Source organism: uncultured Desulfovibrio sp. (genome assembly GCF_944327235.1).
Taxonomy (GTDB): Bacteria; Desulfobacterota; Desulfovibrionia; order Desulfovibrionales; family Desulfovibrionaceae; genus Desulfovibrio.
On the sequence record NZ_CALVHE010000068.1, the window covers coordinates 1 to 13593 of the forward strand.

Genomic DNA, 13593 nt, shown 5'->3' on the forward strand with positions numbered 1-13593 from the left:
ATCCATTGCGGCATGAGCCGGTCACTCCAGGATTTCCAGCACGGTCCGCTTGCCGCACTTGGTCGAGGCGGCACTGAGCAGGGTACGCATGGCGCGCGCCGTGCGCCCCTGCTTGCCGATGACCTTGCCGAGATCTTCCTTGGCAACCTTGAGTTCCAGCACTGTGGTCTGTTCGCCGTCAATTTCGCTGACGTGCACCTCGTCCGGCTTATCTACCAGCGACTTGGCGATATAGAGAATCAAATCCTTCATACGAACCTCCCCCGCGCCGGAAGAAGGCACGGCATTAGCCCATGTGCTTCTTGATGAGAGCGCGCACGGTGTCGGTAGGTTCCGCACCGCGGCCGAGCCATTCCTTGACCTTTTCAACGTCGAATTTCACTTCGGCGGGCGAGGTCATGGGGTTGTAGTAGCCCAGAAAATCCAGCGGACGACCGTCGCGACGGGTCTCGTCATTGGCGGCCACCACGCGGTAGAACGGATGCTTCTTGCTGCCCATGCGGGTCAATTTCAGCTTTACGGCCATGAGTCAAACTCCCTTGGTTATGATAATTTCCTTGTAACGTGAGGTAGGCAAAAGAGCAAGCCGGGCCGCTCCTGCCGGACAATACCGAACAGACTGACGTCTGTTATTTTTTCTTGCGCTTGGCGGGGCGCTCGCGCTTCTTGCGTTTCTTGGCGGCCGCGGTCTTGCCGGAAGCGCCACCGGGCATCGGCGGCAGGCCCATCCCCGGCATCCCCGGCATCCCGGGCATACCCGCCCCAGGGGGCATACCGGGCAGTCCCATGCCCTGCGCCATACCTCCCATGCCGCCGGGCAGGCGCATACCGCGCGGCAGCTTGGGCATCGCGGGGACCTTGGGTTTGCCACCGCCCAGCATCCCTTTCATCATCTGGCGCATCTGCTCGAACTGACGCACGAGCTGATTGACCTGCTGTACACTCACCCCGGCCCCTCTGGCAATACGCGCGCGGCGACTGCCGTTGAGGATGTCGGGGTTGCGGCGTTCAGCCATGGTCATGGAATTGATGATGGCTTCGGTGCGAGCCATCTCCTTTTCCGGGACCGCGCCGTTCATTTCCGAAAGTTTTTCCCGCAGGCCGCCCAGACCGGGGATCAGCTTGAGGATGCTGTCCAGAGAGCCAAGCTTCTTCACCCGCCGCATCTGGGTACGAAAATCTTCGAGGTCAAAGCTGGCCTTGCGCATCTTCTGGGCAAGGGCTTCGGCTTCTTCGGCATTGATGGTCTCCTGTGCGCGCTCCACAAGGGTCAGCACGTCGCCCATGCCGAGGATGCGTCCGGCGATGCGGTCGGGATGGAAGATCTCCATTTCCGACAGCTTTTCCCCCATGCCCACAAATTTGACAGGCGCGCCGGTGACGGACTTGATGGAAAGGGCCGCACCGCCGCGGGCATCGCCATCCATCTTGGTCAGCACCACGCCGGTGATGCCGAGACGGTCATTGAAAGATTCGGCAACGGTGACAGCATCCTGACCCGTCATGGCGTCGGCCACGAAGAGGATCTCCTGCGGCTGCACGGCTGCCTTGATGGCGGAAAGCTCCTCCATGAGCGGCTCGTCCACATGCAGGCGACCGGCGGTATCCAGCAGCACCACTGTGGCCTGCTGGGCTCGGGCTTCCTCCAGAGCAGCCTTGGCTATATCCACGGGGTCCATGTCCACCGTGGACGGATAGCACGGCATATCGAGCTGCCGGGCCAGCACGGTCAACTGATCGATGGCCGCCGGACGGTAGACGTCCGCCGGGACCAGGTAGGGACGCATCTTCTGCTTTCGCAGCAGATTGGCCAGCTTGCCCGCCGAGGTGGTCTTGCCCGATCCCTGCAGGCCGACCAGCATGATGACCGCCGGTTCCCTGCCCTGCAGATCGAGGTGGGCGGTCTCTCCGCCCAGCAGCTGCACCAGCTCGTCATGCACGACCTTGATGACCTGCTGGGCCGGGCTCACGCCCTTGAGGACTTCCTGCCCCAGACATTTGGCGCGCACGCTTTCCACAAAGTCCTTGACGACTTTGAAGTTGACGTCCGCTTCGAGCAGGGCGAGCCGCACCTCGCGCAGACCGGCCTGCATGTTTTCCGCAGTCAGATGGGATTGACCCCGCAGGCTGCGGAAAGCGGAAGAAAGACGGTCGGAAAGGCTCTCGAACATGGCTACCTCTGTGAGAGGGATGATACGCGCCGCAGACGGTAAAGCAACGAATGCGGCAGTCACAGAACTTTCGTTCATAGACTGTTTGCCGCCGTTGGTCAAGCCGCAAGGCGTCATGCGACAAGGCGAATGGAAACTGCCCATTTACGGGCAGGACCTTCCCAAAAGCACAAAAAGGGAGGGTCCTTGCGGACCCTCCCCGAACAGCCTAGACGCTAGGCGTATGCGCTCTTAGAAGGAGTAGGCGAAGACCAGCTGGGCCTTCCACATATCCTGCTTGGAGAACTGGTTGGTGTTGTAGGTGGAGTGCTTCCAGGTATCCTGGTCGATCATGTTGACCACGTAGCCCAGTTCGAGGTTGAGCTGCAGGTTTTCGTAGATCTGGTAGGTGTTCACCAGGTTGAATTCCAGCAGGCCGTCGTTGGTGGTCAGGTACGGGCCTTCCACGCCAGCGCCGTTATCCCAGGCATAGGAGCTGTCCATGTACTTGACCATGGACGGGCTGTTGGTGCCGCCCCAGTAAGCCACGCGGAAGGTGTGCTTCAGGTCTTCCATGAAGCTCATGTCGCGGATCTGGAGGCCGATGCCCCAGGTGCCGGCATAGCTGGTGTTGTAGTCGTTGAGCCACCAGCCCAGGTTACCGTCGCCCATGAAGGAGGTGAAGTTGCCCATGGGAGCGATGGAAGGCATACGCTCGGAGCCGTTCTTCACATTGCCGTCGTCACCGGAGGCATACCAGCCGAACACGCCGGGCACGCCCCAATCCATCTTGTATTCCACCAGGGCCTTGGCCAGCCAGCCTTCACGCTGCAACTTGCCGCGACGAATATCGTTCACGTTGTTGCGCTTGTACACATCGAAGCGGCCATAACTTTCCACATAGCCATAGTTGATGTCGAATTCGATGTTCAGCGGATCCCACAGGGTGATGGCCACCGGCAGACCGGCCCAGAACATGGAGCCGTAGAGGTTGCTGCTGGGGTTGTAGCCATAGATAGGATCGCCGAACTGATCGTAACCCAAAGGCACATGGTTAAATCCGGACATATACGGATTCATGGTCATCGCGGGATTGCCGTCATTGTACTGTCCGCCGTTGATGGCGTCCCAAGCATTGCGGCCAGCCATGCCGTACATGACCCAGGGGGTGGCCTGCACGCCGTCAAACTTCAGATCGAGCATGAGGGCGAACAGATCCATGTTGTCCAGGTAGTTGGCATGATCATACTTGTTGCCAGTACCGTCGGTGGTGAAGTTGTCGTTGAACGGACGGGCCCACAGGGCGGTCAGGGCGACGTTCTCGTTGAAGGTGTAGGAGGCGGTCACGCCGGCCACGTCGGTATCCATCACAGCGGAACCGCCGGCCTTATTGGGCAGGGCCACGCCCTGAAGACCCATGCGGAACTTCAGGTCGGTGTTGGGCACGAGCCAATCCAAGTAGGCGCGCTTCACCTTGATGACGTTGTTGCCGTCAGCGCCGAGAGCGCCGCCCTGATCCTGACGGCCCCAGTTCTGGTTGCCGATTTCGAAGTACAGGGTACCGGACAGGGACTCGGAAGCCACGGCATCCAACTGCATACGGATACGCTGGATGGCGGAGAAGTCGTCGCCATTGTCGGACTTGGCATGATCCTTCTTGGAGGTCAGGTCGGTGTTGGCGACGCCGAAACCGAAGAGCCACTGGCCCTTAGCCTTGAAGTCGATAGCGCTGGCGCCGGTGGCAGCGCCGAACAGCATGCCCGCAGCCAGAGCGAGAGTCATAAGCTTCTTCATGATCTTCCTTCCTTAACTTTGTGTTTCTGCGATTAGGGCCTTGCGGCCTACCCTTGCGGGTCCCCAATTTCCCGCTCGCTGCAGATGGCGAACGAAAAACCCTTGAGCTGACCCAAAGTCCCCACTTTGGCGAACCGCCATACAGCAGCCCCTATCAGCTCCTCGTGTTTAAATTTTTATACCCTCTTTCGCCGCGTGTCAAAGCAAAAATGCTGTTTTGATAAAAAAATTTTTACCTTGCCGCTTCTCCTGTCATATCAGCACATTAAAAAGTCTATAGAGACTGAGATGCTTCTCGTTGACAGGCCCCTGTCGAGAAGATATGATTCTCTATTCAAAATTATCCTGCAATTTCAGCATATTGCGAGGCGCTTCATGTTTACCAATCGCGGTAAGGCCCTGACATTCGACGATATTCTGCTCATTCCCGGCTATTCGGAGGTCACTCCCGACGCCGTCGATCTCTCCACCTATCTCACCCCGGAGATCCCGCTGCGCATCCCGCTGCTCTCCGCGGCCATGGATACCGTCACGGAGTCGGCCATGGCCATCAGTATGGCCCGCATGGGCGGCATCGGCATCATCCATAAGAATATGCCGGTGGATCGCCAGCGGCTCGAGATCGAGAAGGTCAAGAAAAGCGAAAGCGGCATGATCCTCGATCCGGTGACGGTCTCCTCCCGCAACACGGTGCAGGAGGCGCTCGACCTCATGGCGGACTTCCGCGTCTCCGGCCTGCCTGTGGTGGACGACGAGCGGCTGGTGGGCATCCTGACCAATCGTGACGTGCGCTTTGTGGAAGATGCCTCTACCGTGCTGGTGGCCGACTTCATGACGCGCGACAATCTGGTGACCGTCCCCATGGGCACTTCGCTGGAGGAATCCAAACGCCATCTGCATGAGCACCGCATCGAAAAACTGCTGGTGGTGGACGAGAACAACCGTCTGCGCGGGCTCATCACCATGAAAGATATCGACAAGGTGCAGAAATACCCCAACGCCTGCAAGGACGACAAGGGACGTCTGCGCGTGGGCGCGGCCATCGGCATCGGCAAGGATTGCGACGCCCGCGCCGAGCAGCTGCTGGCCGCCGGGGCGGACGTGCTCGTGCTGGATTCGGCCCACGGGCATTCCGTCAACGTGCTCAACGCCATCCGCAAGGTGAAGTCCGCTTTCCCCCGCTGCCAGCTCATCGCCGGTAACGTGGCCACCTACGAGGGCGCGCGCGCCATCCTGGAAGCGGGCGCCGACACCGTGAAGGTGGGTATCGGCCCCGGCTCCATCTGCACCACCCGCATCGTGGCCGGCGTGGGCGTGCCGCAGGTGACGGCCGTCATGGACGGCAGCCGCGCCGCCCGGGAGATGGACCGCTGCTGCGTGGCCGACGGCGGCATCAAATTCTCCGGCGACATCGTCAAGGCGCTGGTGGTGGGCGCGCATTCAGTCATGATCGGATCCCTCTTTGCCGGTACCGAGGAAAGCCCGGGCGAGACCATCCTGTATCAGGGCCGCACCTATAAGGTCTATCGCGGCATGGGTTCCATCGACGCCATGAAGGACGGCAGCTCCGACCGCTATTTCCAGGAGCGCAGCAAGAAGCTCGTGCCCGAAGGCATCGTGGGCCGCGTCCCCTACCGCGGGCCGGTCATGGACGCCATCTACCAGCTCATGGGGGGACTTCGCTCCGGCATGGGCTATGTGGGGGCGCGCACCCTGCCCGATCTGTACGAGAACACCACGTTCTGCGAGATCTCCCCGGCCGGGCTGCGGGAAAGCCATGTGCACGATGTCGTCATCACCAAGGAAGCGCCCAACTACCGTATCGACAACTAGACCGTGCAGCCGTTTTCGTCAGGCACGCATGGCCACAGCTTTTTGATGGCGTTTGCCGCCCGCGCCGCCCCTTCTCCCGGTAAAAGCGCGCTGGGGAAGGGATGGGGGGGCCTGGGGGGAAGGGAAACCCCTCCAGCGCCGGCGGAGGGGTTTCCCTTCCCCCCAGATAAACCGCGCACAGTGTCAACAGGCCCCAGCCGTCGCGCCCCATCCGCCGCACGGCACAGCCTCAAGGAAGGATCATGGCTCACAGCAAGGTAATCATCATCGACTACGGTTCGCAGGTCACCCAGCTCATTGCCCGCAGGGTGCGTGAGGCCGGCGTCTACTCCGAAATCCATGCCTGCAACGTCACCGCCGCTCAGGTGGCGGCCATGCAGCCTCAGGCCGTCATCCTTTCCGGCGGCCCGGCCAGCGTGGGCGAAGCCGACGCCCCTGTGCTGGATCGCGGTTTCCTGGAGCTGGGCGTACCCGTGCTGGGCATCTGCTACGGGATGCAGCTCCTGGCCCAGAACCTCGGCGGTCAGCTTGCCCAGTCCGAGACCCGTGAATACGGCCCCGCCGATCTGACCCTGGCCGCGCCCTGCGCCCTCTGGGAAGGGCTGGACAGCGCCTCCCCCAGCCGCGTCTGGATGAGCCACGGGGACAAGGTGCTCGTGCCGCCGCCGGGCTTCACGGTCACCGGGCGTACGCCGACCCTCGAGGTGGCGGCCATGGCTGACGAATCTCGGCGCATCTATGCCGTGCAGTTCCATCCCGAAGTGCATCACAGCGTGGATGGCGAGCAGATGCTCCGCAACTTCCTCTTCAAGGTCTGCCGCATCACTCCGGACTGGAGCATGTCCTCCTTCGTGGAGCGCGTGGTGAAGGAAATGGCCGAGAAGATCGGGGACAAGCATGTGGTCTGCGCCCTTTCCGGCGGCATCGACTCCACTGTGGTGGCCGTGCTGCTGCACAAGGCCATCGGACACCGGCTGCACTGCATCTTTGTGGACAACGGCCTCCTGCGGCTCAACGAAGGGGAACAGGTGGTCAGCTACCTGCGTGAGCATTTCGACCTCAACCTCACCTTCGTGCAGGCGCAGAAGCGTTTCCTCGATCTGCTCAAGGGCGTGGAAGACCCGGAAAAGAAACGCAAGATCATCGGCCACACCTTCATCGACATCTTCGATGAGGAAGCCAAAAAACTCCCCGAAGTGGAATACCTTGCGCAGGGCACCCTCTACCCCGACGTCATCGAATCCGTTTCCCACAAGGGCCCCAGCGCGGTCATCAAGAGCCATCACAATGTGGGCGGCCTGCCTGAGACCATGAAACTCAAGCTCGTCGAGCCGCTGCGCGAACTCTTCAAGGACGAGGTCCGCAAGGTGGCCGCTGAACTGGGTATGCCGGATTCCATCGTCTGGCGGCATCCCTTCCCCGGACCGGGGCTGGCCATCCGCGTACTGGGAGAGATCACCGAGGAGCGCCTCCACATCCTGCGCCAGGCTGACAAGATCGTGCAGGAAGAGCTGCGTGAATCCGGCTGGTACCGCAAGGTCTGGCAGGGCTTCGCCGTGCTGCTGCCCCTCAAGACCGTGGGCGTCATGGGCGACGGCCGTACCTATGAACATGTCATCGCCCTGCGCGTGGTGGACAGCGTGGACGCCATGACCGCCGACTGGGCCCGCCTGCCTGCCGATCTGCTGGCCCGCATGTCCGGGCGCATCATCAACGAGGTCAAGGGCGTCAACCGCGTGGTCTACGACGTTTCCTCCAAGCCGCCGAGCACCATCGAATGGGAATAGTCCCATAGGATAGCCCGGCCTGACGACATGACGGCGGGGAAGGCGGAGCCCGTGCTCCCCTTCCCCGCCTTTGAGCATTTCCCGTTTGACACGCTTTGTGCTTCAAATCATGCGGCCTGTCGTTTCGTGGAAAAATACGTTTTCCGCTCACGCTGGGCCGGACAAAGCTGTGCCGCTGTCTCGCGTTTTACCCTCCCCCGCGCCTTGCATCAGGGAAACATGCGTTTACATTGCCCGCCTTTACATCGGCCCCTTGCTGGGCTAACCTCCTCTTTCTGCCGCCGCCTGCCCAACCGGTCTCAGCCGGGAGAAGGCGGATGCGACACCGGATCGTCCCGCACGCGCGGGCGACAGGTCCGGAACGTGCGCCCGCCGCTGCACAGGGCGCAAGAACGCGATGACAGGGGGTCACATGTTCGGAATCGGCAGCACGGAACTTCTGGTCATTCTGCTGGTGGCGCTGGTGGTGCTGGGTCCCAAGAGCCTGGCGGGCGTATCCCGCACGCTCGGCAAGGCCATGGGGGAATTTCGCCGTGTCTCCACGGATTTTCAGCGCACGCTGAATGCGGAAGTCGCCCGCGAAGAAGAGGAAGAGAAACAGCGCAAGACCGCCTCGACGACGCCGACACCTTCCGCATCCACGGACGGAGCAACGGCTGACGCGTCTTGCGCGGCGGACACCGCTCCGCAGGGCGCAAAGACCGAAGCCGCCACGTTGGACACCACGGCCCGACCGGCCGCTGGTCCCGAAGCGCCTGCCCCCCCGCAGGGCAGTCCGCTGGAAAAGGCTGTAGCCGCCACGCAGGCCGCCGCTGGCCCGACGGCGTCGTCCGCTCAACCTTCCGGGAGCGAGCGCGCATGAGCGATAAGCTGACGCAGGATATGGCGGACAAGACCGACGGTCTCCCGACCCCGCAAGAGGGAGCGCCCGACGCCTCCCGCATGGCGGCGGAACGGCCCCGCCCTGGTGACGTGGCCGTCGTCACGGTCGGGACGGAGGACGCGCCCCTGTCGGACGACTATGCGGCCATCCGCGCGGCCACACTGGCCATGAGCGGCGCATCGGACGAGAAGCCCACGCCCGTGGAGACTGACGAGAGGCCGGACATGCGGGAGCCTGCCGAACCGGCGGGGGAGGTTCGCGATCAGGAAACGCGCGCGGAAACGACGGACGTTCCGCCCGCGATCCATGATGCCAGCCCCGATGTTCTGGCCGCGCAGGCAGCCGAGGTCGTCTCTGAAGCTCAGACGGATACGTCCGCCGACGAATCGGCAGATGACGCCTCCGGCAAGGACCGCGCGCCCCTGGCGACCGATCCCGCCGTGCCCGCCACAGGCGGCGGAGGCGGCGATCAGCCGCCAGCCCAACCGCCGACCGAGGAAGAGGAAGCGCCGGATCCTGACGAGAAGCCCATGGGCCTGCTGGACCATCTCAATGAGATGCGCTGGCGCCTGGTGCGCTGCCTCATAGCCGCCGCAGTGGGCTTCTGCGTCTGCTGGGCTTTCGTGGAACCCATCTTCGCCGTGCTGGTCAAGCCGCTGCTGGCCGTCCTGCCCGCCGGCGGCAACGCCATGTACAGCACCATGCCGGAAGCCTTCTTCATCCGCATGTTCGTGGCCTGCATAGCCGGGGTCTTCGTGGCAAGTCCGGCCATTTTCTATCAGATCTGGGCCTTCATCTCCCCGGGCCTGTATGAAGAGGAAAAACTCTTCATCGTGCCCGTGGCCGTCATCTCGGCAGTGTTCTTTGTGGGCGGAGCCCTGTTCTGCTATCACATCGTCTTTCCCTTCGCCTTCCAATTCTTCATGAGCTACAACACCGAGCAGATCCGGGTCATGCCGCGTATCAGCGACTATGTGGATTTTGTCCTCAAGCTGCTCATCGCTTTTGGGCTCATCTTTGAAATGCCGCTCTTCGCCTTCTTCCTCTCGCGCATGGGACTGCTGACGGCAGCCATGATGCGGCAGGCGCGGCGCTACGCCATCCTGGGCATCTTCATCGTGGCGGCCATCCTCACCCCGCCGGACGTGCTGTCGCAGCTCCTCATGGCCCTTCCCATGCTGGTGCTGTACGAAGTCAGCGTCATCGTGGCGGCGGTGTTCGGCAAGAAGAAAAAGACGGCAGCCGTTGCCGACGGCGACGGAGACGAGACCGCTCCGCAAGAGGACGGGCAAAGCACGGGAGGTCAGGCATGACGACGGACATCCGCAGCGCGGAACGCAGCCGCCGCAGCACGGAAACGGACATCAGTCTGCGGCTGGTGCTGGACGGTGAGGGCAAGGTGGACGTTCAGACCGGCTTTGGCCTGCTGGACCACATGCTGCATCTGACCTTTTTCTGGGCCGGTATGGATCTGCACCTGCGCTGCCGCGGGGACATGCATATCGATGCCCATCACAGCGCCGAGGACATCGCTCTCGTGCTCGGACAAGCCCTGCTGGAAGCACTGGGCGACCGCAAGGGCATCGAGCGCGTGGGCTACGGGCGCGTGCCCATGGATGAGGCCCTTGCCGAGGTCACCCTCGATCTCTCCGGTCGTCCGTGGCTGGAATGGCGCGGGGACGAACTGCTGCCGCCGGTCATCGCCGGACAGGAGCGGGATCTCTGGCGCGAATTCTACAAATCCCTTGCCGCGGGCGCACGGTGCAACGTGCATATCGCCCTGCTCTACGGCAAGAATGGTCATCACCTGCTGGAGTCGGCAGCCAAGGGGCTGGGACTGGCCCTGCGCCACGCTGTCAGACGTACCGGCACAGCCATCAGAAGCACCAAGGGAGGTCTGGACTGATGCGTTTCCGTCTCACCAACATGGCGCTGCTGGCGCTCTGCCTCGCGCTCTTTTCTCTGGGCTGCACCAGGCAACCCCGCACGACGGCGGATATCCCCCGTTCGCTCTCCCCGTCCTACAGCATCGCGGTAGCGCCCTTCACGCAGCCGATCAGTACGAGCCAGCTCATCATGGGCGAGATCCCCAAGAATCAGGGACGCATCGCGCCGGAGATGCTCCCTTCGCTGGACAGGGCCCTGCGTGACGTGCTGCTGACCGAGACCAAGCGCCACTACACCTTTGTCCCACGGCATATGCCGCTGCCCGACAAGATGCGTTACCATGACTCCAACCAGCCGCAGGCGCTGTCCGCGTGGGCCGCTTTCGCCAAGGGGCTCAAGACGGATCTGCTGCTGGTGCCGCAGGTGCTCAACTGGCATCAGCGTGAAGGCTCCCGCGCGGGGGTGACCCGTCCGGCGCATGTCCGGGTGGAGTTTTTCCTGATCGATGCGCAACAAGGGACCATCCTCGACCGCTCGGTCTATGATGTGGAACAGACCAGCCTGACCAGCAACCTTCTGGAGATCGGAGAATTCTTCAAGCGTCAGGCGGGTTGGGCCACGGCTGACGAGCTGGCGCGTGAAGGCATGGTCAAGGCCGTAAAGGATATGACGTTATGATCATCTTTCCCGCTGTGGACATCCAGGACGGCAAGGCCGTTCGCCTGCGTCAGGGACGCGCCGACGAGAGCACCATCTTTTCCCCTGATCCGGTGGCGGCGGCGCGCCACTGGCAGGAGCAGGGCGCCCGCTGGCTGCATGTGGTCGATCTGGACGGCGCGTTCGACGGTCTGCCGCGCAGTCGCGACATCGTACGCGACATCTGCTCCGCGCTGGACATCCCCGTCCAGCTCGGCGGCGGCATCCGCAGCGAGCAGATCGCCGCTGCCTATCTGGACGCCGGGGTGGAACGGCTCATCATCGGCACGCTGGCTCTGGAGCAGCCGGAAGCTTTCGCCGCCCTCTGCCGTCGCTTTCCCGGTCGCATCGGCGTTTCGCTGGATGCCGAAGCCGGACGCCTCAAGACCAAGGGATGGGTGGCCGATGCCGGTCTGAGCGTGGATGACGTGCTCCCCCGCCTCATCGGTGACGGCGCGGCCTTCATCATCTATACGGATATCGAACGGGACGGTATGCAGACCGGGGTCAACCTCCCGGCCCTGACCCACCTGGCCGAAGCCTCTTCGGTGCCGGTCATCGCGGCGGGCGGCGTAGCCACGCTGGCCGATGTGCAGGCACTTTATCCGCTGAGTCGGACGGCACGCCTTCAGGGCGCCATCAGCGGACGCGCCCTGTATGAGGGAACCCTTGACCTCAAAGAGGCCAACGCCTGGATCGACGCTCAAAGCTAGGCGTCGGTATTTTTGCGGGTGAAGGGGAACTCCTTTCACTTTGGCCTGTTAGGGTCAGGATTTATTACGCTTTTTTTGAGGGGGAAGAAACCCCTTTTGCTCGCGGCAAAAAGGGGTTTCTTCCCCCTCAAACTCCCCCATCTTCCCCAAAACCCGCTACTTGGGTATGAGTAATTGGAGACGAAACACCTCACGTTATAAAAACATCTCCATCAAGGCATATTACCTGATAATGGGTCCTGCCCTAACACTAATTGCAGTTTGTTTGGGGGGAAGCATGGCTTCTCCCCTTTTTATCAGGTATTGCGAGCATGAGGATGCCATACGTTGCGGTCCAGCCCGGGCTGTGCTATGATATTGCCATGTTTTTTGCCGGAACATTCCCCCCGTATCGGGCTTTCCATGCCTGCCGTGACGAACGCTACTGGCGTTCGTGTCTCTAACGCTTTCTCTCGTACCTCTGCTTGACTTGGCTTCGCTGCGCTTCGGCGTATGCGCTTTATGCTGTCCCTTGCGAATGCGACGGCATGTGCTGTCGCGTTCATCCTGCGACGAGAGGAAACATCATGACGCCTACACGTCCTTATCACTGGTTCTGTCTGCTGGCGGCCATCCTGCTGGAAGTCGGCGGTTCCACCATCATGAAACTGTCCCAGCAATGGGCATTTGCTCATGCGGCCCTGCTGGGCCTTGTCATCATGTGGCTATGTATCGGTTTGTCCTACTACTGCCTTGCCCTTTCCACCACCGGTCTACCCGTAGGCGTGGCTTTTGCCTTCTGGGAAGGTCTGGGGCTGACGCTGGTGACGCTGGCCGGTTTTCTGATACTGGGCGAGCAGCCCAGCCTGTCCCGCCTGCTGGGCTTGTGCTGCGTACTGGGCGGCGCACTGCTGGTGCACCGGGGGACCAGTCACGGCGATGAAGCCAAGGAGGTGCGCCATGCCTGATACGCTCGTACCGCTTCTGCTCGTGCTGGCCGCCGCCGTACTGGATGTGCTGGCCAATCTCCTGCTGGCCCGCAGCGAAGGCTTCCGCCGCCGTCTGACCGGCGTTCTGGCCTTGCTGGGCGTGGGGCTGGCCTTCTACTGTCTGTCGCTGGCCGTACGGACGCTGGACCTGTCCGTGGCCTATGCCATGTGGGGAAGCTTCGGCATCCTCGGCACGTCGCTGGGCGGCTGGCTTTTCTTCAAGCAGCGGCTGCGGCCCTGCGCCTTCGCGGGCATTGCCCTGCTCATCGCGGGCATGGTCCTGCTGCATCAGGCCTAAACCACCAACACGCCGCGCCCGCACGGAAGACGTGCCTGCAAATAACTACAGGCCGGACAGCAAAACTGTTCGGCCTGTTCTTTAGAGCAATTTCGGTTTGAAACGCGTTGCGCTTCAAACCATACGGCCTGTCGTTTCGCGGAAAAAGCGCGGTTTTTCCGCTCACTTTTGGCCGGGCGGCGCGGTGCCGCCGCCTCGCGTTTCACCTTTTTCAAAGGTGAGACGCTCCAAGGCCTGTTAACACTATGCGTTGCCTGTTTGGGGAGCAGGGAGCGCCCCCTCTCTTCCCATGCGCGCTTTTATCAGGGGAAAAAGCAAGGACGAGAGCGCACCGCCCTTCTGGGGATGCGAGGCATGTGTGCTGATTTGCCGTTTCTGCTGAAATAATTGCTAAAATCTGTGTTACAGGCCCTAATCGCTGGGTCTCTTAAGTATATTAACAGGGCCTAGATGTAGAGTGTCAACACGTTGTTCACCCTCTGCTCAGACATGAAGCTGGAGGTTTTTTGCCAAGAGCCGAATGGGGGCGCACAAAATTGTAATGATGCGTCCATTTCGACAAGTAAGCTGCTCTTTTCCATGAG

Annotated in this window: 14 protein-coding genes; 9 read left to right on the forward strand and 5 right to left on the reverse strand. The window is 61.8% G+C overall.

Annotated elements, in window-relative coordinates:
• Positions 1-21 precede the first annotated feature (21 nt).
• From Q0K00_RS09175 to Q0K00_RS09190, 4 genes are all read right to left on the reverse strand, one after another.
• Positions 22-252 (reverse strand): KH domain-containing protein, encoded by a 231-nt coding sequence (locus tag Q0K00_RS09175; protein WP_297228804.1) that lies wholly within the window; start codon positions 250-252, stop codon positions 22-24.
• A 34-nt stretch (positions 253-286) separates the two neighbouring features.
• Entirely contained in the window at positions 287-526 is a 240-nt protein-coding gene (gene rpsP / locus Q0K00_RS09180) for a 30S ribosomal protein S16 (protein WP_297228805.1), read from the reverse strand.
• A gap of 103 nt (positions 527-629) precedes the next feature.
• On the reverse strand, positions 630-2171 hold the full coding sequence (gene ffh, locus Q0K00_RS09185; protein WP_297228807.1) for a signal recognition particle protein: 1542 nt from the start codon (positions 2169-2171) through the stop codon (positions 630-632).
• Between the two features lie 231 nt (positions 2172-2402).
• Entirely contained in the window at positions 2403-3944 is a 1542-nt protein-coding gene (locus Q0K00_RS09190; protein WP_297228809.1) for an outer membrane homotrimeric porin, read from the reverse strand.
• A gap of 375 nt (positions 3945-4319) precedes the next feature.
• Here Q0K00_RS09190 and guaB point away from each other — a divergent pair, with 375 nt between their 5' ends.
• The 9 genes from guaB to mdtI all read left to right on the forward strand — a co-directional run bounded on the left by guaB (position 4320) and on the right by mdtI (position 13009).
• A complete protein-coding gene (gene guaB, locus Q0K00_RS09195; protein ID WP_297228811.1) occupies positions 4320-5777 on the forward strand; it encodes an IMP dehydrogenase in 1458 nt (485 codons plus the stop codon).
• A 239-nt stretch (positions 5778-6016) separates the two neighbouring features.
• Positions 6017-7564: a glutamine-hydrolyzing GMP synthase gene (gene guaA, locus Q0K00_RS09200; RefSeq protein ID WP_297228825.1), complete on the forward strand. Its 1548-nt coding sequence runs from the start codon at positions 6017-6019 to the stop codon at positions 7562-7564.
• Between the two features lie 412 nt (positions 7565-7976).
• Positions 7977-8426 carry a twin-arginine translocase TatA/TatE family subunit gene (locus Q0K00_RS09205; protein ID WP_297228813.1) on the forward strand — a complete coding sequence of 150 codons (450 nt, stop codon included), beginning with the start codon at positions 7977-7979 and terminating at the stop codon, positions 8424-8426.
• Positions 8423-9760, forward strand: coding sequence for a twin-arginine translocase subunit TatC (gene tatC, locus Q0K00_RS09210; RefSeq protein WP_297228815.1), 1338 nt, complete (start codon positions 8423-8425; stop codon positions 9758-9760). Before Q0K00_RS09205 ends, tatC begins: the two co-directional genes overlap by 4 nt.
• Positions 9757-10353, forward strand: coding sequence for an imidazoleglycerol-phosphate dehydratase (locus tag Q0K00_RS09215; RefSeq protein ID WP_297228817.1), 597 nt, complete (start codon positions 9757-9759; stop codon positions 10351-10353). The genes tatC and Q0K00_RS09215 overlap by 4 nt, the downstream gene beginning before the upstream one ends.
• Entirely contained in the window at positions 10353-11012 is a 660-nt protein-coding gene (locus Q0K00_RS09220; RefSeq protein ID WP_297228818.1) for a hypothetical protein, read from the forward strand. The genes Q0K00_RS09215 and Q0K00_RS09220 overlap by 1 nt, the downstream gene beginning before the upstream one ends.
• Positions 11009-11743, forward strand: a complete 735-nt coding sequence (hisA, locus tag Q0K00_RS09225; RefSeq protein ID WP_297228820.1) for a 1-(5-phosphoribosyl)-5-[(5-phosphoribosylamino)methylideneamino]imidazole-4-carboxamide isomerase — start codon at positions 11009-11011, stop codon at positions 11741-11743. Before Q0K00_RS09220 ends, hisA begins: the two co-directional genes overlap by 4 nt.
• A 566-nt stretch (positions 11744-12309) precedes the next feature.
• Positions 12310-12690, forward strand: coding sequence for a multidrug efflux SMR transporter (locus Q0K00_RS09230; RefSeq protein ID WP_297228822.1), 381 nt, complete (start codon positions 12310-12312; stop codon positions 12688-12690).
• Positions 12683-13009 carry a multidrug/spermidine efflux SMR transporter subunit MdtI gene (gene mdtI / locus Q0K00_RS09235; protein WP_297228824.1) on the forward strand — a complete coding sequence of 109 codons (327 nt, stop codon included), beginning with the start codon at positions 12683-12685 and terminating at the stop codon, positions 13007-13009. The genes Q0K00_RS09230 and mdtI overlap by 8 nt, the downstream gene beginning before the upstream one ends.
• 472 nt (positions 13010-13481) lie before the next feature.
• Here the strand turns inward: mdtI and Q0K00_RS11850 are convergent, their stop codons facing one another.
• Positions 13482-13571, reverse strand: coding sequence for an integrase core domain-containing protein (locus tag Q0K00_RS11850; RefSeq protein WP_366937621.1), 90 nt, complete (start codon positions 13569-13571; stop codon positions 13482-13484).
• Positions 13572-13593: the final 22 nt, after the last annotated feature.